The organism is Nitrosovibrio tenuis (genome assembly GCF_900109785.1).
Taxonomy (GTDB): Bacteria; Pseudomonadota; Gammaproteobacteria; order Burkholderiales; family Nitrosomonadaceae; genus Nitrosospira; species Nitrosospira tenuis_A.
Window position 1 is genome coordinate 55,184 of sequence record NZ_FOBH01000010.1, and the last position, 24,304, is coordinate 79,487.

Annotated in this window: 22 protein-coding genes; 15 read left to right on the plus strand and 7 right to left on the minus strand. The window is 53.9% G+C overall.

Translation table 11 applies throughout. The features are described from left to right. Positions 1 to 61: 61 nt before the first annotated feature. Positions 62 to 847 (minus strand): alpha/beta fold hydrolase, encoded by a 786-nt coding sequence (locus BMX00_RS11470; protein ID WP_090829158.1) that lies wholly within the window; start codon positions 845 to 847, stop codon positions 62 to 64. Positions 848 to 981: 134 nt separating this feature from the next. Here BMX00_RS11470 and BMX00_RS11475 point away from each other — a divergent pair, with 134 nt between their 5' ends. The 3 genes from BMX00_RS11475 to BMX00_RS11485 are packed head-to-tail and all read left to right on the plus strand — an operon-like array spanning position 982 to position 4,999. Beyond that, positions 982 to 2,460, plus strand: coding sequence for an alginate export family protein (locus BMX00_RS11475; protein ID WP_245728027.1), 1,479 nt, complete (start codon positions 982 to 984; stop codon positions 2,458 to 2,460). 13 nt (positions 2,461 to 2,473) lie between these two features. Next, positions 2,474 to 3,637 carry a glucuronyl hydrolase gene (locus BMX00_RS11480; RefSeq protein WP_090829160.1) on the plus strand — a complete coding sequence of 388 codons (1,164 nt, stop codon included), beginning with the start codon at positions 2,474 to 2,476 and terminating at the stop codon, positions 3,635 to 3,637. A 36-nt stretch (positions 3,638 to 3,673) separates the two neighbouring features. Continuing rightward, the gene (locus BMX00_RS11485) at positions 3,674 to 4,999 is read left to right on the plus strand and encodes an amidohydrolase family protein (RefSeq protein ID WP_090829161.1); all 1,326 of its coding nucleotides are present in this window, start codon (positions 3,674 to 3,676) and stop codon (positions 4,997 to 4,999) included. Positions 5,000 to 5,012: 13 nt separating this feature from the next. On the opposite strand, the gene BMX00_RS11490 is transcribed toward BMX00_RS11485, so the two are convergent. The 3 genes from BMX00_RS11490 to BMX00_RS11500 all read right to left on the minus strand — a co-directional run bounded on the left by BMX00_RS11490 (position 5,013) and on the right by BMX00_RS11500 (position 10,104). Then, positions 5,013 to 8,090 carry an efflux RND transporter permease subunit gene (locus tag BMX00_RS11490; protein WP_090829162.1) on the minus strand — a complete coding sequence of 1,026 codons (3,078 nt, stop codon included), beginning with the start codon at positions 8,088 to 8,090 and terminating at the stop codon, positions 5,013 to 5,015. Between the two features lie 59 nt (positions 8,091 to 8,149). Beyond that, the gene (locus BMX00_RS11495; protein ID WP_090829163.1) at positions 8,150 to 9,349 is read right to left on the minus strand and encodes an efflux RND transporter periplasmic adaptor subunit; all 1,200 of its coding nucleotides are present in this window, start codon (positions 9,347 to 9,349) and stop codon (positions 8,150 to 8,152) included. A gap of 68 nt (positions 9,350 to 9,417) precedes the next feature. Continuing rightward, entirely contained in the window at positions 9,418 to 10,104 is a 687-nt protein-coding gene (locus tag BMX00_RS11500; RefSeq protein ID WP_090829164.1) for an ABC transporter ATP-binding protein, read from the minus strand. Between BMX00_RS11500 and BMX00_RS11505 the strand changes: the two genes are divergently transcribed. Then, positions 10,103 to 10,786 carry an arylesterase gene (locus BMX00_RS11505; protein ID WP_090829165.1) on the plus strand — a complete coding sequence of 228 codons (684 nt, stop codon included), beginning with the start codon at positions 10,103 to 10,105 and terminating at the stop codon, positions 10,784 to 10,786. The two genes, BMX00_RS11500 and BMX00_RS11505, sit on opposite strands and share 2 nt — an antisense overlap. Positions 10,787 to 10,865: 79 nt before the next feature. Continuing rightward, a complete protein-coding gene (locus tag BMX00_RS11510) occupies positions 10,866 to 11,357 on the plus strand; it encodes a universal stress protein (protein WP_090829166.1) in 492 nt (163 codons plus the stop codon). Positions 11,358 to 11,449: 92 nt separating this feature from the next. On the opposite strand, the gene BMX00_RS11515 is transcribed toward BMX00_RS11510, so the two are convergent. Continuing rightward, complete coding sequence (locus BMX00_RS11515; protein WP_090829167.1) at positions 11,450 to 12,250, minus strand: outer membrane protein assembly factor BamD; 801 nt, start codon at positions 12,248 to 12,250, stop codon at positions 11,450 to 11,452. On the opposite strand from BMX00_RS11515, the gene rluD reads away from it, so the two are divergent. The 5 genes from rluD (at position 12,249) to BMX00_RS11540 (ending at position 17,078) form a co-directional block, all read left to right on the plus strand. Then, a complete protein-coding gene (rluD, locus tag BMX00_RS11520) occupies positions 12,249 to 13,280 on the plus strand; it encodes a 23S rRNA pseudouridine(1911/1915/1917) synthase RluD (protein WP_090829168.1) in 1,032 nt (343 codons plus the stop codon). The genes BMX00_RS11515 and rluD overlap by 2 nt on opposite strands. After that, positions 13,265 to 14,011, plus strand: a complete 747-nt coding sequence (pgeF, locus tag BMX00_RS11525; protein WP_090829169.1) for a peptidoglycan editing factor PgeF — start codon at positions 13,265 to 13,267, stop codon at positions 14,009 to 14,011. The genes rluD and pgeF overlap by 16 nt, the downstream gene beginning before the upstream one ends. 211 nt (positions 14,012 to 14,222) lie before the next feature. Continuing rightward, positions 14,223 to 15,029, plus strand: coding sequence for a ZIP family metal transporter (locus tag BMX00_RS11530; protein ID WP_090829170.1), 807 nt, complete (start codon positions 14,223 to 14,225; stop codon positions 15,027 to 15,029). A gap of 91 nt (positions 15,030 to 15,120) precedes the next feature. Continuing rightward, on the plus strand, positions 15,121 to 16,470 hold the full coding sequence (rimO, locus tag BMX00_RS11535) for a 30S ribosomal protein S12 methylthiotransferase RimO (RefSeq protein ID WP_090829171.1): 1,350 nt from the start codon (positions 15,121 to 15,123) through the stop codon (positions 16,468 to 16,470). A 140-nt stretch (positions 16,471 to 16,610) separates the two neighbouring features. Next, positions 16,611 to 17,078: a cytochrome c gene (locus BMX00_RS11540; protein WP_090829172.1), complete on the plus strand. Its 468-nt coding sequence runs from the start codon at positions 16,611 to 16,613 to the stop codon at positions 17,076 to 17,078. Between the two features lie 315 nt (positions 17,079 to 17,393). On the opposite strand, the gene BMX00_RS11545 is transcribed toward BMX00_RS11540, so the two are convergent. Further along, on the minus strand, positions 17,394 to 18,173 hold the full coding sequence (locus tag BMX00_RS11545) for a PEP-CTERM sorting domain-containing protein (protein WP_090829173.1): 780 nt from the start codon (positions 18,171 to 18,173) through the stop codon (positions 17,394 to 17,396). A gap of 405 nt (positions 18,174 to 18,578) precedes the next feature. On the opposite strand from BMX00_RS11545, the gene BMX00_RS11550 reads away from it, so the two are divergent. The 5 genes from BMX00_RS11550 to BMX00_RS11570 all read left to right on the plus strand — a co-directional run bounded on the left by BMX00_RS11550 (position 18,579) and on the right by BMX00_RS11570 (position 23,269). Continuing rightward, positions 18,579 to 19,715, plus strand: coding sequence for an MlaE family ABC transporter permease (locus tag BMX00_RS11550; RefSeq protein ID WP_177171851.1), 1,137 nt, complete (start codon positions 18,579 to 18,581; stop codon positions 19,713 to 19,715). Positions 19,716 to 19,724: 9 nt separating this feature from the next. Continuing rightward, positions 19,725 to 20,513 carry an ABC transporter ATP-binding protein gene (locus BMX00_RS11555; RefSeq protein WP_090829174.1) on the plus strand — a complete coding sequence of 263 codons (789 nt, stop codon included), beginning with the start codon at positions 19,725 to 19,727 and terminating at the stop codon, positions 20,511 to 20,513. A 3-nt stretch (positions 20,514 to 20,516) separates the two neighbouring features. Continuing rightward, positions 20,517 to 21,428 (plus strand): MlaD family protein, encoded by a 912-nt coding sequence (locus BMX00_RS11560; protein ID WP_090829175.1) that lies wholly within the window; start codon positions 20,517 to 20,519, stop codon positions 21,426 to 21,428. Beyond that, positions 21,425 to 22,054, plus strand: a complete 630-nt coding sequence (locus tag BMX00_RS11565; protein ID WP_090829176.1) for an ABC-type transport auxiliary lipoprotein family protein — start codon at positions 21,425 to 21,427, stop codon at positions 22,052 to 22,054. The genes BMX00_RS11560 and BMX00_RS11565 overlap by 4 nt, the downstream gene beginning before the upstream one ends. A gap of 114 nt (positions 22,055 to 22,168) precedes the next feature. Beyond that, positions 22,169 to 23,269: a DUF6607 family protein gene (locus BMX00_RS11570; RefSeq protein WP_090829177.1), complete on the plus strand. Its 1,101-nt coding sequence runs from the start codon at positions 22,169 to 22,171 to the stop codon at positions 23,267 to 23,269. Positions 23,270 to 23,477: 208 nt separating this feature from the next. On the opposite strand, the gene BMX00_RS11575 is transcribed toward BMX00_RS11570, so the two are convergent. After that, positions 23,478 to 24,167, minus strand: coding sequence for a DUF4197 domain-containing protein (locus tag BMX00_RS11575; protein ID WP_090829178.1), 690 nt, complete (start codon positions 24,165 to 24,167; stop codon positions 23,478 to 23,480). Between the last annotated feature and the right edge of the window lie 137 nt (positions 24,168 to 24,304).

Sequence of the window (24,304 nt, forward strand, 5' to 3'; positions counted from 1 at the left end):
TGGCAATCGGGCTGGTGGGCGGTCGGCTGAATTGCCAACCATGCGTTTTCCAACGATATGGTTAGAGATTACTCAAGAATTCCGTCACTTCACGGACGAACAAGTCAGGAGCGGTTCTCATCGCGCTGTGCTGTTGACCCTGGAGCAATTTGATCTGGCTGAAAGGCAGGGCCTGGTGAAGCTTCTCGGCGATCCGATGACGTCGTGGGGGGCTATCGCCGCCAAGCAGGAGCATGGTGAAAATTTGCAGAGCATGAAATCGCGCAGGTTCAAAAATATAGCGGTCAATGCCCTGCAACTCTCGGGGAATGGTGTGAACTGCGGCGATCCGCCCGTGCCAACTCGGTCCGCCTTGCATGGCAGCGATCTCCTGGGAAGGGGTTTTGACGATGTCGCGGAAAAAAAGCAGCAGGACCTCCTCCCGGTTCCCGGCTTTCAGCAGGTATTGCATGGTTGCGTTGAGTTCCGCAGACCAGGCGCTGCCAGCCAGGGAAATAGATGGCTCATACAGTATGAGACCGCCAATGTTTGGCGTCAGGAGCGCGGCTTCCAGCGCGCAGAGTCCCCCAAAAGAATGCCCAAGGAGATGTACGCTACCGCCGATGCCATCGACAACCCTGGCGATATCTTCGCACTCGCGTTCGAATGCATAGCTGTTGGCATCTCCGCTGCGGCCGCGCCCCCGCCGATCGATCGTCCAAACGCTGAAATGGCGTTCAAGCGCTGGCAATACCGGCGCCCAGGCAAGATGGTCTCCGGAAGTGCCGTGCACGAGTAACAGGGGTTCGCCCGCACCGCTATGCCAGCATGCAATGGATGTTCCATCGCTGGAGGAAATCAATTCCATGAGTTTTGCAAGTTCGAATGCATAAGGCCTGCCATTTTATTAGAGATAGCGTGAGGGTAATCAATATTTGTCGTGCTTCAGGATGCCACCGCGACGGATCGCGCAGGCCATTGAAGCGGTTAATTCTAGGGACAGTGATCGGTTCCGTATTGCAAATGAGTGGCACGCTGAATGCGGAAGAAATTAACAAACCAGAAATTAACAAACCTTTAGGCCAGATTAACGAATACCTGCGCGTTACGGGTGAGCTTTACGGCAGTTATGAGGCATGGAATTATTTCCGGCCAAGTCCAGCGGTAAATAATAACAATGATTACGATTTGTGGGCGCTGCGCGCCAGGCTGAGCGCACTGCTTACCACGCCCTATTTGGATGGCTATGCGCAAGCTCAGTATGTCGGATTATACGGCCTTCCCGACAATGCCGTTGCGTCCCCTGGAGGGCCCTTGGGGCTGGGGGCCGCGTATTTCCAGGCAAATCAATCGACCAATGCCAGTAATATTTTTCTGAAACAGGCTTATCTTAACTTCAAGCTCAATTCATTGGGGTTGCCGGGCGCTTTCCTGAAAATCGGTCGGTTTGAATTCATGGACGGCATGGAATACAGGACGGGCAACGACAAGTTCGATGGCCTGAAAAGGACGCGTATTGCGCAGCGCCTCATAGCGTCGAATGTAGTCCATGTCGGGCGGAGCTTCGACGGCTTTGCTGCCGTATACGATCGTCCCGCTTTCGATATCACGGTGACGGGTATCCGTCCAACCCGGGGCGGCTTCACCGTCCAGGGACAGAATGAAATCAGTGATATCAATCTTTTCTATACCGCTCTGACCGGCAAGAAAGACGTGTTGTTGCCCGGAACCGAAGGGCGGATCTTCTACGTCAATTACGATGACAAGCGCGATACCCAAGTGGTGGATAACCGCGCCATCGCCAGCAGACCCTCGTTGAACGATCAGAAACTGAGTATTCACACAATAGGCGCCCACCTGCTGAGCCTTCATCAACTGGAATCGGGCAGCATCGACGCCTTGCTATGGGGAGCTTATCAGTTTGGCAACTGGACCAACCAGGATCATCAAGCGTGGGCCATCGCTGCCGAGGCGGGCTACCAATGGACCGAGCTTCCCCTCAAGCCATGGTTACGAGCGATCTATTTTCGAAGCTCGGGGGATGACAATGCAAGAGATGGCAGCCATAAGACTTTTTTTACAATGCTTCCCAGCGGGCGCGCCTACGCCAAGCTGCCTTTTTACAATCTGATGAATTTACAGGACGCGTTCATCCAGTTGACCGTACTACCCACTCCAAAAACCACACTGACCATTGACATGCATCATCTGTCGCTTACCGACTCGCATGACCTGTTCTACGGCGGATTGGGGCCAACGTCAGGCTCAGGAGCATTCGGTTATTCCGGGCGGCCTTCGCCTTCAAATGGCAACAGCGATGTGGGGCAACTGGTGGACATAAGCTTCACACACGTACTCAACAAGAACCTGTCATGGCGGTTTTATTACGGACATGCCTTCGGCGGCAGCGTTGTAAAAAACATTTATCAAGGAAAAAAGGACGCCGATACCGTTTACCTGGATTTCAACCTGGTCTTTTGAAGGTATATTGAATATGCATATATTGAAAACACAACCGTGTAATACCGTAGAACGGCTATTAAGCCGTGAAGAGATGATGGATGCGCTTGAGTTATTGGTTCATCGCATGGATATCATTGACACAAAAAGTATGAATGGCTTCCCTCTTTATTCGCCAGCAGCCACGGATCGGTGGACGATCTCGCCGGGCGGCTCCTGGGCTGGAGGGTTTTGGAGCGGATGGTGGTGGCTGCGATCCCGGCTGACCGGATCAGCTTCGGATCGGCGCAAAGCATCCGAAATCTGCCAACGCTTGACGCAAAAGATCAGTGCGGATTCTCTGAACCGGAGCCTGATCTTTTGGTACGGCGCTGCCCTCGGCAGCCTCTGGTTTGGCGATGCCGGTGCACAAAAACTTGCGGCGGAATCCATTGTCGCAATTGGAGCTTCCTATGACCCGGAAATGGATTGCATTCCTCTGGGCACAGACATGGGCGGCGGCAAAGAAGGGAATCAACGTGCCGGAATAGATACGCTTGCTTCCTTGATCCAGCTTTTCAATAGCAGCCAGCATAATGTTTACCATGACATCGCACACTGTCATACAGACACCGTATTGCGCGCCTGTTTTACCGGTAGTGGAGCATTCCATGCAGATGCATACTACCGAAAATGGGTTCTGCGGCCCACCGATCAAGCCGGTGACTGGTCTCGCGGCCAGGCTTGGGGCATGCTGGGATTAAGCCGGGCCGCGGCGCACTGGGGAGAGCCGTACTTAACCCATGCGCGTATCGCATGCGAATACTGGAAGCATTCACGTCCCGAAGCCGCCGCCCCCCTGAATAGACTGAGTCATCCTTCAGGTCCGCCGCATCTTTCAAGCCATTATGATCCTTCATCTTCCGTCATCGCATGCCTTGCCATGCTCTGCCTGGCTGCTCTGACGCCTGATGGCAATCAATGGCGCATTGATGCCCATCGGGGAATTACGGCCGTCATTCGCAGCCCCTACTTTACCGTGTTCCAGGAACATGTCGGCGATCAGGGGAAGCAAAATATCGCTTCCGGAATCTTTTGGGGCTGCTGTTACGAGACCCATCACGGTAAGAATGAACTGGTTGAATCCGCGTGGGGGAGTTTCTTTCTCATGGCGGCGCTCTGCATACTCACCGATGTCATCGAGCCACACTACTGCTAAGTTAAATATCCGTAAAGGAAATCTAAAGGAAATCAGATGATGAACCGCCTGCTCCCACGATTGGCCAACCGTATCACTCTCTGCCTGTTTTTAACGGTCTTCGCCTCCTCCTTGGTTGTTGCTCAGGAAGTGGATTCCGGCTCCATCCTTTTGCACGCCGCACGAGTCTTTGATGGCAATAACATCAGAACAGATACATCTGTACTGGTAGTCAATGGGCATATAGCGCGAATCGATAAGCGTGAATCATTCAGGCCTGGCGACGCGAGAGTCATTGACCTGGGCGATGCAACCCTCTTACCCGGTTTTATCGAATTGCACGCCCATCTGTCATTTCAAAACGTTCCGGCCGACACCGTTCTCAAGCACGGAATTACCACCATTCGGGATGTAGGAGGACCCATACACAAACCCTATGGCGGTAACGGAAGCTTGCGTGTGCTGACATCCGGACCCATCCTTACTGCACCCGGCGGTTACCCAATCCCGATGCTGGGAACAACCAATATCGCGGTGCCTGTTTCCACAGAGAAAGAAGCGCGCGCAACCGTCCGCACCCTGATTAACGAGGGAGCTGTTGTAATTAAAATCGCGCTTGAACCCGGCGGCGAAGCGGGCGCCCCCTGGTCCTCCGGTCATGGTCATGGACACGATCATGGCCATGGACACGTTCCTGATCGTGGTCAACACTCTGATCAGGATCATAATCGTGGCCGTCATGATCAGCCAGCCGCGGAACACGCAAACGCCCATAACAAGTCTGCCCACGGTGCCGCCCCTCCGCAGGCCGAATGGCCGCTGTTATCGGAGCGCATCGTGAAAGCGATCGTGGATGAAGCCCATAAAAACAATCGCCATGTGACAGCGCATATTGCCGAGCAAAAAGGAGCTCAGATTGCGGTCAATGCCGGAGTGGACGAATGGGCTCACATGCCTTGCGACATTATTCCGGAACCGCTGCTGAAGAAAGCGGTGGCGCAGAAAGTCAAAATAGTCACCACGCTGGACACCCTGTCGAAATGTTCAGGCATTGCTCACAATACCCACAACTGGACAAGACTGGGCGGTGAGCTTTTATACGGTGCTGAGATCGCACACCCGGACATCCCGAGAGGTATCGATGCGCAGGAACTCATCCATATGAAGCAAATGGGAAATATGGGAGTGATCGATGTCCTGCGCGCCGCAACGTCGAAGGCAGGTCAGCAATTGAATTTACCCTTGCTGGGCACTTTGCAACCGGGCGCCCCCGCCGATATGATCGCGGTCAAAGGCGATCCCACCCACAATCTGAAAGCTTTGGAATATCCCGATCTGGTTATTTCGGGAGGCAGGATTGTGGTGAATAATTTTGGAAATTAGAAGCGTTACCCATTCACGCATTCGGCATCTGATCCAGCTTGAGCGGTCCCTTGCCGGAAAAACGATCCAGATAGAGATAGATCACAGGCGTAATGAAAAGCGTGATGACCTGGGAAAACAGCAGTCCGCCTACCACGGCAAGACCAAGCGGCTGGCGCAACTCGGCGCCGGCTCCCAATCCGAGCGCGATGGGGAGTGCACCCATCAACGCCGCTAGGGTAGTCATCATGATAGGCCGAAAACGCAGCAGACAAGCGGTTCGGATCGCCTCGCGCGGAGGCATGCCCTCGTTGCGCTGCGCATCCAGCGCAAAGTCGATCATCATGATGGCGTTCTTTTTCACGATACCGATCAGCATCAGGATGCCGATCATGGCGATAATGGATAACTCCATCTTGAACAGCCACAGCATTGCCAGCGCGCCCACCGCCGCGGATGGCAGGCCGGAAAGGATCGTGAGGGGGTGAATGTAGCTTTCATAAAGTACCCCCAGCAATACATAGATTACCAGCAGCGCCGCAATGATCAGTATCACCTGGCTGGCTTGCGAAGACTGGAATGCCGCGGCATCGCCAGCATAGCTGGTCAAGATGCTCGCAGGCATATTCAGTTCACGCTTGAATTGTTCGATACGGGCCGAGGCATCCCCGAGCGCGGCCCCTGGAGCGAGATTGAAGGAGATCGTCAACGCTTCGAGCTGGCCCGCATGATTGATCGCAATGGGTCCCACCTCGCGCTCGACCGATGCAACGCTCGATAGCGGGACCAGCCTGTCATTCTTGCCTCGTAGATAGATCTTCTCGAATGCGCTCTCGTCGGCGCGGGCTTCGGCACTGACCTGCAAAATAACCTGATAGCTGTCGCTGGATGTGTAGATGGTCGAAACCTGGCGTTCGCCAAAAGCACTGTACAGCGTCGAGCGAATATCGGACATCTGCACACCCAGCAGATTGACTTTGTCGCGATTGATTTTGAGCCGCGCTTGCAAGCCCTTTAGCTGCGAATCACTGGTGACATCCCGAAAAACCGGTTCCGCGCGCATGCGCGACATAAGGCCATCGGCTGCCGCCCGCAGTTCCTCGGCCTGCACGCTGCGCATGACGTACTGATAGCGGCTCTTGCTGGTACGGCCGCCCAGCCTGAGATTCTGGATGGGGTTTATGAAAACGTTGACCCCGGGTATCGCGCGCACCTCCCGGCGCAGGCTCTCGACCACTTTGTCGAGATGTGGGCGTTCGCTTCGCGGTTTGAGCGTCATGAACAGACGAGCGCTATTGCTATCGCTGGCGTTGACAATCAGCGTGTCGACCGCCGGGTTGGCGCGAATGACGGCGCCGGTACGCTGCAGCAACTCAGCCATGGCGGGGAAGGAAATATCCTCGACAGCCTCCACTGTAATCAGAGCTTGACCGATATCCTCGTTGGGAAAAAAACCCTTGGGCAACGCCACGAACAGCACGCCCGTGGCAACGAAAGTGGCCGCTGCGATTCCCAGCACCAGACGAAGATGACGCAGCGCCAAATCGAGCATGCGCTCATAGCCAGCCAATGTTTTAGCAAAGCCGCGCTCGAACCATTCGGTCCATTTCAGGCTGAGGCCCTCGGTCTGATGCCCGGCAATGTAACGACTGGTCATCACCGGAACCAATGTGAGCGATACGACGGCTGACATCAAAACCGCTATCCCCACGACGGCGGCAAATTCATGAAAAAGCAACCCGATCACACCGGGCATGAAGAAAATTGGAATGAAAACGGCTACCAGCGAGAGGGAAATCGAGATGATCGTAAAGCTGACTTCTCTGGATCCCTGCAAGGCCGCCTGCAACGGGGGCATCCCCTTTTCAATGTGTCGGACGATGTTCTCGAGCATCACAATGGCGTCATCCACCACCAACCCGACCGCAAGCGTGATGGCCAGCAATGAAATATTGTCCAGGCTGTAATCGAGAAGACGCATTACTGCCACGGTCCCCAAGAGTGAGATTGGTAATGACAGGGCTGGGATCAATGTGGCGGAAGCTTTGCGCAGGAACAGGAAAATCACGAGCAACACGAGCACGATCGTGATCGCCAGCGTGACCTGCACATCATGAATAGAGTCCCGGATTGAAACCGAACGGTCACTGGTCAATTTAAGATGAACGGACGACGGCATCTGCGCAACCAGGGTTGGGATGGCGGCCTTGATCGCATCCACGGTGGCAACCGTATTGGCGCCCGGCTGGCGTTGCACCGAAAGCGTGATAGCGCGTTCGCCATTCACCCAACTCGCCGTCTTGACCGACTCGACACTATCTTCGACATTCGCTACCTCTGAAAGCCTTATCGGATTTCCCGCTGGTGAGGTAGCGACAATCAGGTTCGCAAACTCGGCGGCATTGCTGAGCTGTCGATTGGCCTGGATGGTGAGCGCCTGGCGCGGCCCTTCAAGCGTGCCAATCGGAGAATTGGCGTTCGCGGTGCGAATGGCAGCGGCGACGTCATCCAGGGTCAAATTGCGGACCGCGAGCGCTTCCGGAATTGCGCGCACCCGCACTGCGAACTTTTTTTGCCCATTGATCTGTACCTGCGCCACACCGGTAAGCGTTGACAGTGTCGGCGCAATAAGATCCTCGGCATAACTGTTCAAATCCGACAGCGACATCGAGGGCGAAGTCAGGGCAAGAAAAATAATCGGCGCGTCGGCGGGATTGATCTTGCGGTACGAGGGAGGTGCAGTCATCTCCACCGGAAGCGATCGCTGGGCACGTAGCAACGCCGCCTGCACGTCGATGGAAGCAGCGTCGATATCGCGGTTCTGCTCGAACTCCAGGGTAATGGATGTATTGCCGAGCGTACTGGTCGAGCTGATTACCGAAAGGCCCGAGATTGTGGAAAACTGCCGTTCCAGTTGAGTGGCCACCGAGGAGGCCATGGTTTCCGGGCTTGCGCCCGGCAGTGTCGCGGTGACGGAAATAGTGGGAGAGTCGTAGCTTGGCAGAGCGGCGATGGGCAATCCGCCGTAGGCGATAATGCCAGCCACCACGGCCGAGGCCGACAACAACATCGTCATCACCGGGCGGCGGATACATAATTCGGAAAGGTTCATCACTGACGCGCTGCCGGACTATTCTTGTCCACAAGATCCCAGCATGCTGGAATGCTCATCTATTCCCCGACCCCCGCCTTGCTGCCTCCAGGCTTGGCTTCCTTTCCGGGCTTCGCTTCCCTTACCACACTGCCCGGCCTGAGGTTCTGAGCACCTTCCATGATTACGCGCACCTCTGGCGCAATGCCATCCCCTTCCACGATCGCCACCTCATCCTGGACCAGGCGTACATTGACCGGCAGCAGGTTTACCTTGTTATCGCTATCGACCACATAAAGGAATTTCCTTTCCGGGCCCGTCTGCACTGCCTGCACCGGAACTGTAAGCGCTCCGGTCAGCGTGCGCGGCGCGAGCGACACCGTCACGAACATTCCGGGCCAGAGGTGGCTATCCGCATTGGGGAACTCCGCTTTGAGACGAATTGTGCCGCTTGCAGTATCGATCATGTTATCGATGAATATCAGGCGTCCCGTTCTCATCTGTCCGGAGGCAGCGTCCAGTTCCACGTTGACCATCACATCGCCTTTGGCAAGCGCGTCTTCCAAAGGTACGAACTCCCGTTCCGGCAGGGTAAAACTGACGTTGATCGGATCGACCTGCGTGATGCTCACCAGCGCATCATTCGGCTGCACCAGACTGCCCTGATACACCGAAATGGCGCCCGTGCGCCCCGCAATCGGTGCTGTGATCTCGCTGAAGCCGCGAGCAATAAGGTTAGCCTGCACTGTGGCCTGATCGACCGCGAGCTGGCCGCGCATCGCGTCGACCTGGTTTTCCGCCACGTCAAGGGCAGCCTGCGAAATAAAATTCTGGCGAAAAAGTTCACGCTGGCGTTCCAGGTTTCGCTCGGCATTCCTCAGATCGGCGCGGGATTTCGCCAGTTGTCCTTCGGTCTTGCTGAGATTGGCATCTTCGGTGCGGGCATCAAGCGTAAACAGTCTCTCTCCCTTTCGCACGAATTGTCCTTCCTTGATGTTCACCGATCTGATCGCGGCGCTGAGTTGTGGCCGCACCGCGACCGTCTGTTGGGCGGACACCGTACCATTGGCCGTAAGCCTGACCGGTACGTCGCTCTGCTTGACCACAGCGGTTATCACCGGAATTACCTCGGCTGGCTTGCTCTTTGCGTCCGTCGCGCTGCTCTGGTTGCGCCAGACCCAGGCGCCGGCGATTAGAATGACGATCAAAACGCCAGCCAGGGTTACGCTCAGGCGGGGCCTGCCACGTACTGCCGGGCTTGTTTGGGGAATAGCTTCCATTCAATCTATACGCGGCAGTTGCGGCAGTTGGGCAACCCGAGTGAATGGGCCTGGATAGCGGTTCCGGGTCAATTTACGATTTTTCCCCCGGCCAGCCGTATCCGCCATGCGCACCGGCTGGATATCGCCTCGTCATGCGTCACCAGAACCAATGTAGTGCCCCGCTCGCGGTTCAGCTCAAACATGAGTTCTATGATTTGCGCACCCGTGGCGGAATCCAGATTGCCGGTCGGCTCGTCGGCAAGAAGTAATTGCGGTTGAGTAACAAATGCGCGCGCGATGGCGACGCGCTGTTGCTCGCCGCCGGAAAGCTGTCTGGGATAATGCTTCAGACGCATTCCGAGCCCGACCCGTTCAAGCAATCGCAATGCAGGGGTATATACTTCATTAGCGCCAGTGAGCTCCAGTGGCAGCATTACATTCTCGATCGCAGTCAATGCGGGCAATAATTGAAATGACTGAAACACGAAACCTAGTATGCGGCCCCGCACCGCCGCCCGCGCGTCTTCGTCCAGCGAGAAAATATCCTGTCCATCCAGGTGAACCTTGCCGCTGGAAGGGGTATCTAATCCTGCCAGCAGGCCCAGCAAGGTGGACTTACCCGAGCCCGACGCTCCCACCACGGCGACCGAATCGCCGGCAACGACTTCCAGATTGATGTTCTCCAGGATTGTAAGCTTGTCGTCTCCGGTGCTGACCTGCTTCGTCAACCCGATTGCCTGCACAATAGGGCGTACAACAAGGTTATCCGACATGAAAAATTTCCTGATTACTCTCTGTATTTTATCAAGTTTCTTAGCAGCCGGCTCAGGTGCGGCAACCGCGCCCGCGCCGGCGCCTGCACCTGGCGCCACCACTACTATCCTGGTATTTGGCGACAGTTTGTCCGCCGGCTACGGTCTGCCGCAGGAAGCTGGATGGGTTAATCTGCTGAAGAGGCGGCTGCAAACGGTATCACAGGTGTCCCTGATCAACAACAGCATCAGTGGCGAAACCACAATGGGCGGACGTAATCGCATCGAGCAAGCACTTAAAACACATCGTCCGGATATCGTCATTGTCGAGCTCGGAGGCAATGATGGGCTGCGCGGTGCGTCTATTGACTCCATCCGTGACAATCTCGAAGCCATCATTGAAGCTTGCCAGCGACACAAGGCGACAGTGCTACTGGCGGGGATGCAACTCCCACCTAACTATGGCATGTCATACACACAAAAGTTTCAGGATATTTACCCGCAGCTGGCCAAACGCCACGGGCTCAAACTGGTGCCATTTCTCCTGGATGGGTTCGGCAACAAGCGAGAGTTTTTTCAGGCAGACGGGATACATCCGACGGCCCAGGCGCAAGAAAGAATTGTGGAAAACGTGTGGAAGGTCCTAAAAACCATGCTTAAATCTCAGCAGATACTTGCCTTTGAAAATAAGCGAGCTAACTGATCCGCTAACTGATCCGGGTACTAGTTTACACCATCCTGCCCGCTATCTTCGCCAACCCTTAAATCATCATGAAACAAAAATGACTTATAACTATCGGCAAATTTTATTGGCAGCTGATTTGTCCGATGAAAGGGATCATGTCCCGCGGCAGGCAAAACATCTGGCTCAAACATTCCATGCAGATTTGAGCGTTATCCACGTACTGGATAACATACCCATGCCGGATACCGCTTACGGAACGGCGGTTCCACTGAATCAAGACTCATCATATGAAATGCTTGAAACGGTCAAATCCCGATTGAAGCAACTCGGCGATGAGTTGGGCATAGACCCGTCCCATCGCTGGATGGTCTGGGGGGTACCTGGAGAGGAAATTGTCCGGCTTGCCGAGCAAGAGCGTATCGATCTGATTATTGTCGGCTCGCATGCACGCCATGGCTTGGGCTTATTATTGGGATCGACAGCGAGCAGTGTTTTGCATCACGCCAAATGCGATGTATTGGCGATCCGCTTACCGGATGAAGTTGCACGAGAACAGCCGTGGGGCCAGCCGAGCAGTCAGCGTATCTAGAAGGCAGCCCAAGATCCGCCACGTTGAACCCGTCAGGCGAACCTTACTGTATTAGGACCACTCTACATCAGCCATCTGTTTAGTCTGAATGTTTACCAGAATTTCCACCAGGGTTCGCCGCTCACTCCAGTCGAATCAGAGAGAAACCGGCTGCCGGGAAAATTTGTTTTCATTACGCGCGCCGCATCATCCCGCAGATCAGTCATGCCCAATGCATCATACGCTTTCATCATAATGAATAACGCCTCCTCGGTAGCTGGAGTTTGCGGGTATTCCTTCAAGGCATACTGCGCACGGTTGGCAGCCGCAATGTAACCGCCTCGTCTCATGTAATAGCGCGCCACCTGTACTTCATTCAATGCCACCACGTTAACCAGATGCTTCATCCGTTGCACCGCATCCGGTGCGTATTTGCTCTTGGGAAACCGAGTCACCAATTCCCTGAAATTTTCGAATGACTCGCGCGATGCCTTCGGGTCGCGCTCGCTCATATCCTGATTGAGGATTTTTTCCGATACGATACCCATCAAGCCGATATCATCGTTAAAATTCGCCAGTCCTTTGAGATAATAAGCATAATCCACGTTCATATGATTCGGATGCAGCTTGATAAAACGGTCGGCGGCGGCAAGGGCCTGAGCCTGCTCGCTATCCTTGTAATATGCGTACGCAATCTCGAGCTGAGCCTGTTGCGCATAGCGGCCATAGGGATAACGCGCTTCCAGCCCTTCGAATAGTTTAATTGCGGCCGCGTAATTACCCTCGTTCAATTCCGTCTTTGCTTCGGAATAGTACTTGCTGGCGGACCAATTCTTGGAATCCTCCAGCTTTTTAGGCAGTAGACCGCACGCCGATAGCGTCAACAGGAGAAATAAAGCTAGACTACGTGACATGATAAATTTACGGGAAGGTAACACGGAACAGTTTCATTATAGCGCAAAGCCCGCGCCGTCCGAACCGGCTGAAATCATCCTCACCATCCCACAGCATTATGCCGGGATGCGGCTCGACCAGGTTCTGGCGAAGCTTCTGCCAGACTGGTCCCGGAGTTCTTTGCAGAGATGGATTCTGGACAAACGGATAAGTGTTGAGGGGCGCGAAGCCGTTGCCAAACAGAGAATGTGGGGCGGGGAAAAAATCGAGATCAGGCCATCTCATCCCATCCAAACCGATCATACACCCGAAGCCATTCCACTGGATATCATCTACGAGGATGAGGCACTCATCGTCATCAATAAAGCTCCAGGGCTGGTGGTGCATCCCGGCAGCGGAAACTGGCACGGAACCATGCTGAATGCCTTATTGCATCATGCCGTGTGCTTGAAGGAATTACCACGCGCGGGCATCGTTCACCGGCTGGATAAAGACACCAGTGGACTGCTGGTCGTGGCAAAAACCCTGGAAGCCCAAACCAGCCTCGTGCGGCAGTTGCAAAATCATACGGTAAAGCGCGATTATCTCGCGCTGGTGCTGGGTCATGTAAAGGATGATGGATCGGTCGATGCACCGGTAGGCAGACACCCGGTCCATCGCACAAAAATGGCGGTCGTCGCGAGCGGTAAAGAAGCGCGGACCTATTATAGGGTCCTCGAAGAATTCGGAGGATGCACGTTATTGCAATGCAGCCTGGACACAGGCCGTACACACCAGATTCGCGTACACATGCATTCCATTGGTTACCCCCTGGCGGGCGATCCGATGTACGGCGGCAAGCCAAAAAGGACGGCGCCCCATGCCGGGCAGTTGATCGCCGAATTTCCGCGACAGGCATTGCATGCGCAAAGGCTGGAATTGACCCATCCACAGCACGGAAAGCGGATGGCTTGGGAGGTGGAGCTGCCCGAAGATATGAGCAGGCTCTTACGGATGCTGCGGCAATATCGCGATAACAATCCCTTCCAGTCAACATGCATGATTGGATAGTGCCGGACTGGCCCGCACCACGTAATGTCAAGGCAGTGTTTACCACGCGTAACGGTGGAACCGGCAGCGGGCCTTATGCCAGCCTCAATCTGGGTGACCATGTCGGGGATGATCCGCTAACCGTCGAGAAAAACCGCGCTCTGCTGCGCCACGCTCTACCGGATGAACCCAGATGGCTGAATCAGGTGCACGGCAATGTCCCGATCAGCATCGACGGGGACTGCACGGCCCCATGTCATGGGGATGCCGCGTTCAGCCTCCGTCCAGGCAATGTCTGCGCCGTACTCGTAGCCGACTGTCTGCCGATACTTTTATGCAACCATGCCGGGACCATGGTGGGAGTCATTCATGCGGGCTGGAGAGGAATGGCCGAAGGGGTGATCGAACGGACCCTATCCAGAATAAATACCACAGCAACGCGACATACGCGAATGATGGCATGGCTCGGCCCGGCGATCGGGCCCAACCATTTCGAGGTAGGCGAAGAGGTACGCCAAGCCTTTATCGGGCATGACAGAAAAGCGGACGTGGCTTTTCTCCCTAATTTCCGCAATGAGGCGAAATGGTTCGCCGATCTTTTTACACTGGCGCGGCAGCGATTGGTGAAAGCCGGTGTGGGTGAAATCTACGGTGGCGGCCAATGTACTTTCAGCGATCCAACGCGATTTTTTTCCTATCGGCGTGACGGTATAACCGGGCGGATGGCGGGATTGATCTGGCTGGCCGGTTAAAGCGTCATTTTCGGGTTTCAGGCGCATGGGAAACGGATTGTGAGAAATTTAGGTGCTGGTCCGCCCTGTGTCGCACCATTCAGCGTTGTTGCGCCTTGTCCTCACCCTCGAAAACCATACACTTCCCTTGCCCAACTGCCGGATTTAGCTTGAACGCCTGAATTTGCATTCTGCAACAGCGTATAATCGCGCTTTTTTCACGTAGGCCCTGATGTCTGTTCTTGCCTGGATCATCGCCACCAGCCTGCTTGGCGCTACATTAAGCGTATCGTTTGCCGCCGTGCTGACGCTGAATACGCGCGCCTCATGGGTGCAAATGCTGATCTCGTATGCAATTGGCGCACTGCTGGGGGCTGCGTTTCTCAATACCTTGCCGGAGGCGCTCGAGCTTTCCAAAAATCCTGCACAAATGACCGCGACAGTGCTGTTCGGCATTCTATTGTTCTTCATTCTGGAAAAGTTGGTATTGTGGCGGCACTGCCATGCCGAGGAATGCGAAGTTCATGATCGCCTGCATGGCGCCCCCGCCGTCGTGGCTGCGGCAACCCACAACCATGATAATGGCCGCAGCGGCATGATGATCATGCTGGGCGATACGTTCCATAGTTTCGTCGACGGCATACTCATTGCCGCGGCGTTCATGGCAGATGTGCAACTTGGTATTGTGACCGCCATCGCCATCATCGCTCATGAGATTCCTCAGGAAGCAGGCGACTTTCTGATTCTTCTCAATTCCGGCTACAGCCGCCGCCAGGCTTTTCTGTTTAATCTTTTGTCCAGTCTCGCTACGCTGCTCGGCGGGTTGGCAACCTACTTCATGTTACAGGACATGAACCACATCATCCCTTCACTGCTGGGACTCGCTTCAGCCAGTATGATTTACGTGGCAATGTCCGATTTGATTCCCGGCCTGCACAAGCGTCCCGAAATCGATGCAACCATCCAGCAGGTCGCGCTTATTACTTTGGGCATCAGCTCCATCTGGCTGGCCGGCAGCCTCTTTACGCATCCTGCATAGTTGTTGAACGTTGCAGGGATTCTCGCTTCAAACACTTCAGTCGTGAACCTTATCCTTTGATCCTTATTTCTTCTTTATAAGCAACTCCCATATGGCATCGCTCAAACAACCACCCCCAAAAATCGGTTTCGTGTCGCTTGGCTGTCCCAAGGCGCTCGTCGATTCCGAGCAAATCCTTACACAGTTGCGTGCGGAAGGTTATGATACCTCTTCCAGTTATGACGACGCCGATCTGGTGGTCGTCAACACTTGCGGATTCATCGATAGCGCGGTGGAGGAGTCGTTGGACGCGATCGGTGAAGCCTTGGCCGAAAATGGCAAGGTCATCGTCACTGGCTGTCTTGGCGCAAAAGAGGGCGGTGATGTGATCAGGCAAGCTCATCCGCAAGTGCTGGCAGTTACCGGACCGCAGGCCCTGCCAGAGGTGATGGCGGCGGTACACATGCATTTGCCGCAGCCGCACGATCCCTTTACCAGCCTTGTTCCCCCGCAAGGGATACGGCTCACGCCCAGACACTACGCATACGTCAAGATTTCCGAAGGCTGCAACCACCGCTGCACTTTTTGCATCATCCCATCCATGCGTGGCGATCTGGTCAGCCGTCCGGTGAACCAGGTCATGCAGGAAGCCGAAAATCTGGTCAATGCAGGCGTAAAGGAACTATTGATCATCTCTCAGGACACCAGTGCTTATGGAGTGGATATCAAATACCGCACGGGCTTCTGGCAAGGCAGACCGCTTAAAACCCGTATGACCGAGCTGGTTCGCGCTCTGGGTGAGTTTGGCGTATGGGTGAGGCTGCATTACGTGTATCCCTATCCGCATGTCGATGAAGTGATTCCGCTGATGGAGGAGGGAAAAATTCTTCCCTATCTCGATGTACCGTTTCAGCATGCGAGTCGGCGCATTTTGAAAGCGATGAAACGGCCAGCCAGTTCTGAAAACAATCTGGAGCGTATCAGGCGCTGGCGAGAGATGTGTCCGGATATCACATTGCGCAGTACATTTATTGTTGGATTCCCCGGTGAAACCGAAGCGGAGTTCGAGCTGCTTCTGGAGTTCCTGGAGGAGGCACAGCTGGATCGTGTCGGCTGCTTCGCGTATTCGCCGGTAGAAGGCGCAGTGGCAAACGCTCTACCCGATCATGTCGCCGATGAAGTCAAAGAAGAGCGGCGCGCCCAATTCATGGCATTGCAGCAAAAGATCAGTACCGCGCGCCTGACTCGAAAAATCGGCAAACGTATAACCGTGCTGGTGGATGAAGTACGGAAAGACAAGGCGATCGCCCGCAGCAGCGCCGACGCACCCGAAATCGACGGTGTGGTTTATATCAATAACGGCAAAAATTTGAAACCGGGCGATTTTGCCGAAGTCGAAGTTACGGGATCCGATGCGCACGATCTGCGGGCCAGAACTGTAATAAGTAAGAACCACTTATAGTTGCGTCATTCGCAGCTGCACTCGACCAGCTATACTCGATGTCATTGCGCTAATTGTGGAATGCTCCACTTATCGTACCTGCTTCTGTCTGGCTGGTAACCAAAAAGAACTTGAAAGCTCATAACAACACAAGGAAGTCGATGAAAAAGATTCTTGCCCTGACTTTGTGGTTTGCCACGCTTACCGCTACGGCAGACGAAGTCGATAAACGCCAAATTCTGCCACTTACCGAACACCAGCGAAACCACGTGCTCACCGAAATGCGCGATCTGCTATCGGGTACACAAAATATTCTCGGTGCGATTTCCAGAGAAGACATGATCGCGGTGGCAGGCGAGGCTCGATCGCTCGGCATGGGAATGGTTCATAAAGGCGAAGACCATCTCCAGGCCGTGCTTCCCAGGGAATTCACGCAGCTTGGCATGTCTGTACACAAGTCATTCGACAAGATAGCGCTTGACGCGGAATCCTTGAAAGATCTCAAGCATACGCTACGGCAGTTAACTGAATTGATGCAGAAATGCAATGCATGCCATTCCAGCTACCAGATCCGCGTCAAGGATGAACCGGCCGATTCGGGAATGCGGCATTCGCATCATCAGCATTAGAAAACGATGCTGACAGCATAGCCTGCACATCGCCTCGTCCTGCTACTCTGCTAAAGAAGGCACGCAGGACCATGTGTGGGAAGGTATTCGGAAGGGCGAGATCTAAGGAAAAAGGACGAGATTCAAGAAAAAAAATCAGGGCTAAAGCAATATCTTAAAATCCTACTTCAACCCTGATTCTGCGATTTATTATTGTTGCGCTATTATTATTGTTGTGAGTTACTCCCCGCTAATACAACTTTCTACCGTCGACCTCTTATCTCCAACTGCTGAAGCTTTAGCAAGACCAGAACAATATACTTGACCGGCTTCTCGTTAGCTTCTCCTGCGCCGGCTCATCCAGAACCCAGCCAAGGCAATCCCCACTAAAGCCGCAGTTCCTGGTTCCGGAACTTCCCCCGTTTGCGGCTTTGGATCGCCCGGAGGTACTACTAAAATCCCCGGTTCACTCCTGATCTGGCTGATCTTGAAATAATCGTATTTATTATCCGCACCTCCAGTATTGTAAAGGGCCGGGGCAAAAATCAGATACTGGCCGGTGAGATTCGTATTGAAGGACGTCAGAACATTAGTGGAAACATCGTTGAAGCTGAACAAGCTGAAACCGAGACCGGAGAGATCGGAGAATTTTGCATTTGTAAAGTCATACCCTACGCCGAGGCCAGCGCCACCGATCCATGCGCGGATATCGGCATCGTTGTTCTTCCAGCCGATCATGAAACCCGTGGGGTGAAACAACGCATTGCCGAACTCGAAGACAACGACATCGTCCCTTCCATAATTATCGATCGCATGGTTGGGGGAACTCCCTTCATTGCTTTGATCGGGGTTTCTCACGCCAATTCCGCCGTCATATACGCTGATTGTCGCCTTCTCGAATGCACCCGAGCCGCTGTCATTATTGGTAGAGTACGCACGCGCCTTGAGAATATCCCCGCCTTTATTGAATGTGCAGGAGTTTCCCGCATTGCTGCTGCAATTATCCACGGTCGAACTCGAGTTCTGGATCGTATCCCACGTTATTACAGACGCCGTAGCGATTCCGGCCAACCCTGAACCCGCCATAACCATTCCCGCTACTATCAGCTTCTTCATTTCTTCTCCGAAACAATATAATTTTTGTTATTTATGCCTTATTTAAGCATTAAGCAAATACTATGCCAATCAAAAGAATACAATATAAACAGTAAGTTATTTACGACAGGAAATAAAAGAATCGAATCATTGTAAAAATTTCCGGCATTTGTCTCTTCGTTAGACGTTGGCGGGATTAGCGCAGGGCTTCATCACGTGATGGAAGGGGGGTTGGCTTAAAACCAATGCTTGACCTGAAAACCGTGTATGGGTTCTACTAGCGGAATCCCTCAGATCAGCCCGCAGTTGGCCTACGCCAAAGAAAGGCAAATTTCTTATCAACAAAATTTCCGTGTTAGCAGAACAGAGCTGGCATGGCATCGGCGGAATAGGATTTACGGTCATCAGTCTTGCTTGAGAATAATCATGCCCCAGGATCAGGACAGCATATTTTCCATGGTATTGCGCCGCGTAACCGGTGAGGATGGCGCGCCGCGTCTAATTCTTTCGGGTAGTTGCACGCTTACCACCTTGGGAAATCGCATGCAGACTTTGTTCTCCGAGCTTGTTCGGTATGCCGCTGATCCGGAATTGCACTGGGATCTGTCCGAAATAGCACAAATGGATGATGCTGGCGCGGTCCTGTTATGGCGGGCCTGGGGTGCGCGCCGCCCCAGGCATTTGACCGTTCGGCCCGAGCATGAAAGATTATTCAGCCGTTTGGAAAAAATGCCGCCCCCTCCCCCGCCCGTTTCGCGGGATTGGCTATGGCCGGTTACGGTTCTGGGAAAGGCGGTCTTTCTTCTCTGGGAACATTTCATCGCCCTGGTATTGCTGTCCGGGCAATTAGCGCTGGATGTAAAATATCTGATAAGTCATCCCGCACGTATTCCGTGGCGTGAAATTTCCGCAAATCTCTACCGCACTGGCGCGCAGGCGCTGGGCATTACCGCCCTGGTGGGATTTCTGATCGGTATCGTGTTGAGCTACCTTTCCTCCAGGCAATTGCAGACCTATGGAGCTGACATTTTCATTATCAATATTCTTGGCGTAAGCATTATTCGTGAACTCGGCCCCATGCTCGCGGCAATACTGGTGGCGGGCCGTTCCGGTTCCTCCATGACGGCACAGTTGGGCGTGATGAGAGTCACGGAGGAGCTCGACGCGCTGACGGTAATGGGTATACCCCACAGTCTTCGCCTGGTACTGCCGAAAGTCATGGCACTGGGTATCGCCATGCCTTTGGTAGTGTTGTGGACGAGTGCCATCGCCCTGGTCGGAGGAATGGTTATCGCCGAAATTCAGCTTGGGCTAAGCTATAATTTTTTCCTGAATAAGCTGCCGGACGTGGTACCTCGTGCCAACCTGTGGCTGGGATTGGGCAAAGGCGTGGTATGCGGCATGGTGATAGCGCTGATTTCCTGCCATTTCGGTTTGAGAATAAAATCCAATACTGAAAGCCTCGGCGAGGGCACTACAAATTCCGTAGTAACAGCCATCACTGTCGTGATTATCATCGATGCGATTTTTGCCATTATTTTTTCCAATGTTGGATTAAAGTAAGGCAATCCGATGATTACTGAACGCTGCGTTATCGAGATCGACGGGCTGTACACCCGGTTCGGCAGCCATGTGGTGCACGAGGACATCAATCTTTGTGTGCGTCACGGGGAAGTGCTTGCGCTGGTCGGTGGCTCAGGCTCTGGCAAGACTGCCCTGATGCGTGAGATGCTTGGTCTGGATATGCCGGCCCAAGGTACGGTCCGGGTTTTCGGCGAGCCCCTGCACGGCCACGACCGTAGAATGCTTCAGTACCTGCGTAATCGTTGCGGGGTTTTATTTCAAAATGGCGCATTATTCAGTGCGCTATCGGTATACGACAATATCGCGCTGCCCATGCGCGAGCTGCGAACGCTCGATGAGGGCATGATCCGCGATCTCGTCATGCTCAAACTCAAAATGGTGGATATCGCACCAATGCATGCGACCAAGATGCCTGCGGAGCTTTCCGGCGGCATGGTCAAACGCATCGCATTGGCGCGAGCCATGGCGCTGGATCCGGAGCTCCTGTTTCTGGATGAGCCCACCGCCGGGCTGGACCCGGTACTGAGCGATGGATTCGTCAAACTGATTCAGACGATGCGCCGCGAATTGACGCTGACCATTGTAATGGCGACCCATGATCTGGATACGTTGGTAGCGCTTTCCGATCGCATTGCAGTTCTGGCTGAACAGCGCGTGGTCGCGCTGGGAAGCCTGAAGGAGGTAATCAAGACGGACCATCCGTTTATCAGGAATTACTTCTTTGGCGAGCGCGGCAAAAGGACATTAGGCAACATTGGAAATTCTTATGGGGGATGAATTATGGAAAACCGTGCCCATGCCCTTGTGGCGGGGTTGTTCGTAATGATTCTGAGTATCGCCGCCGCAGCCGTTGCCCTGTGGTTTGGCGGGGATACGACGCCACGCGACAAATACCTGATCGTGTCCGAATCTCCTGTCACAGGGCTCAATCAGCAGGCAACCGTGCGCTACCGGGGGGTTACTGTGGGCAAAGTGGAGAATATCCGCCTGGACCCGGAGAAACTGCAAACCGTTCTGATCCGTATTGCCGTGGACAAGAATTTGCCGCTTACAACAAAGGCATACGCGCAGCTTGGCTATCAGGGTTTGACAGGCCTTGCGTTCGTACAACTGAACGACGAGGGCGGCCAGGCTGAACGATTGACCACCGACCCGGATAATCCCGCACAGATTCCCCTGCGCCCCTCCGCGTTGGACAGCATAACTGATGCAGGACAACGGCTGCTTGGGAAGGCAAATGGGTTGGTGGATCGGTTGAATGTGCTGCTGGGCGATCAAAATCAAACCCATTTTTCACACATACTGGAAAATACCGCGAGCGTAACCGGCCGCCTGCACAACGTCGTTAGCCAGCTTGAACCCGGACTTAAATCCCTGCCCGGGCTGGCTGCCGATGCCAGTGCCGTACTCAAGCACACGGACGAGCTGGTCATGGGCCTCAACGACATCAGTACCCGCATAAATCAGCACGGCGGTCCGATCGACAGCCTATCGCAAACCGCCGGAGAGCTCACCGATACTCTACATAAATTGCGGGAAACAACCGAAGGGATCACGCGCAGCACCCGCAGTGTGGAGCGGGTCCTCCTGCAATTTGAAGAACAGCCCCGGAGCCTGCTGTTTGGCAGATCACCGCCTCCGCCCGGCCCTGGCGAGGAAGGTTTTGTATCACCGCGGGAAATTTCCAGATGAAAAAATTTATAATCTTTGCGATCTTGGCGATCGCCGGATGTGCCGCGCCTCGTGCCCAAACACAGATAATAGTGTACGACTTCGGGTTGCAGCGTCTGGCGGCTATGTCCGGCGCTTCGAGCATATCCGGAAATGCGCAGCTGCGAGCAAGCCTGCTGGTGCCGGATGTGGTAGCACCAATCTGGCTGGATAGCACGGCAATTCAATTTCGTCTGGCATACCATGACCTCGCGCAAATCTATTCCTATGCCAGCAACCGCTGGGCTGCTACACCTGCAATCCTGCTCAGCCAACGAATCAGAAGCCGGATTGCCATGGCCAATCATGACGGCGTAATAAGCGCTACCGAAGGTGCGCGGACAGACTATGTGTTACGCCTTGAGCTTGAGGAGTTCACCCAGATATTCGATACCGCCGACCACAGCCGCGCCATCGTCAAATTACGCGCGAGCCTTATCGATCGCCGAACACGTCTCTTGATGAGTCAGCGAAGCTTCAGCATCGAGCAATCGGCACCGGCACCTAACGCATCCGGTGCAGTGCGCGCGCTGACGGACGCGAGCGATAACTTGATCGGGACCCTTATTGGATGGCTTGTGGAGGAACTGCCGGATAGGAAAAGCTAGGAGGGAAAATTCCTGGGCGGCAACCGGAGGCGTTGTGCTCGCGCCCGCCTTCCGACTATTTACAGAGGACAATTAGTACAATTCAGTTGATAGGCTTTTTCTGAGGAAGTACGCATGAGATGCTTGTTTTCAATACCAGCATTGTTTGCGCTAGCGCTGCTTACCGCTTGCGCGAACAAAGCTCAGCTTATGAATCCGGCCTCATCTGGAAAATCTACCCCGTCTGGCTATCCGACGGTCGAGCATCCGGTTGGGGGTTGTGCTGCCGGGAAAAATCCATTCGACTGCGATCGCAGGGCTATCCTTGCAATGTCGGGAGGATATGAAGTCCAGTTCAAATTCGACGAGACGGTGGTACTGATGCCCGGCTATACGCGTAAGGAGCCAAAGCGTAGCATGGGTTTTGAATACGTGGTGCTGGTTGAAGACGCGGGCCGGCGGATTTCGCTCCAACACATTCTGGTAATGGGCAACACCGTCACCAAGCATTGGCGCCAGGATTGGGTATACGAATCGCCCAAACGCTGGGTATATACAGGTAACCAGCACTTCGAGCAGCAGGAGCGCGATCCTGCCGAAATACCTGGTACATGGACACAACTTGTTTATGAAGTGAACGATGGGCCGCGCTACTCCGGCAGTGGGAAGTGGAACCACAGATATGGAGTATCAACCTGGACTTCTGACCGCAATTGGCGGCCGTTGCCCCGGCGCGAGTACACCAAGCGCAGCGACTATCAGTTGATCAATACTGAAAATCGACAGACCATCACTCCTCAAGGTTGGGCCCACGAACAGGACAATACAAAAGTCATCCGTACCAAGGACGGTAAAGACACGTTGTTGGTCCGTGAATTCGGCTTTAATGATTATCGTCGAATTGAAGGCTACGACTTTGAACCCGCGCTGGCCTATTGGAAGGCCACGTCTGAATTTTGGGCAAGCGTACGCGCGCGCTGGGATAAAATATTCACCACGCATGGCTCGGTTACGCTGTCTATCATTCCCGCCGATGAGACCTTTAATATGGCAGTGCTCGAACTTGCTGACGCGTACCGGAAAAACCCCCAGTTAGACTTATACCAAGCCAAGCTTGACGATATTTTCAGTAAATACGTCAATGTCAGAGCTTCTGCGTCTGTCAACGGGAGCTGGGCACATTTGCGCCACGCAGACGTATTTCATCCCACCCCAGCCAATCAACCTCAGCTCTGAAATGATGTACCGTAGTCTTCCGTGCACGCCCGATTCCTGCCAATCAGAACGCCCGGCCGAATAAACTCAACATCATCTCCGCCGCAGTAACTGTTCAGAAACAGTTGGATGTTAATCAAGTGTTTGATACGCCTTGCGCGTTGATATATTGGGAGGGTAGCAATCCGACGCGTTAGTATGCGTCGCGTTTATGTATGTTTGTTATGTATTATTGACCCTGCTTGAGGGCGCCAAACACGCTCTGCAGCAATCCCTTGGTCTGACCCATCGGATTGCTGCGGATGGCACGCTCTTCCTCCGCCATCATGAGGTAAAGCCCATCCAGGGTTTTCCGGGTAACGTAATTTTCAATGTTGGCATCTTTTTCCGCAACCAAACCAAATTTCGCGCCTTTACCTGCAAATTCGTTGTATTTCTTCAATACGCCTGCCTGATCCGTGGCATTTTTTACAATAGGCAAAAATTTCTCGGTCAATGCCTCCGATGTTGTGTTACGGAAGTACTGCGTTGCTGCATCATTTCCTCCGGTAACAATATTTTTGGCGTCTTCCAGTGACATGTTGTTTACAGCATCCAATAGCAACGGCTTGGCTTCGGCCGCCGCCGTTTCTGCCGCGCGATTCATGGCCAGGATTAAATTATCCGCATATTTGCTCATGCCCAAAGTGCGCATGACCCCTTCCGCCTTTTGCAATGTTCCAGGCAGCGGAATTTTAACCTTGGGGTTATCAGAAAATCCATTTGCAATCCCCAGCTTATCTACCGCTGCGCTGGCGCTTTGAGTGAGCGCCTGCTTCAGGCCGCCGGATACATCTTCACTGGAAAGGGCATCGATATCTGCAGCAGAGGCGGGCGAGAAAATGAGAAGCCAAACAAGTAAAACAGCAACGGTCCGCATGGGGCAACTCCTTTCGAGTGCATCACTTATATGCTTCTGAATAAGCCATAACCCGCGGTGCGTTTAATGGACTACGCTGCTATGGCCAGCTGAGCATCCACAGGTATAGGAAACTTTACGGTAGTTCCTGGCTGGCT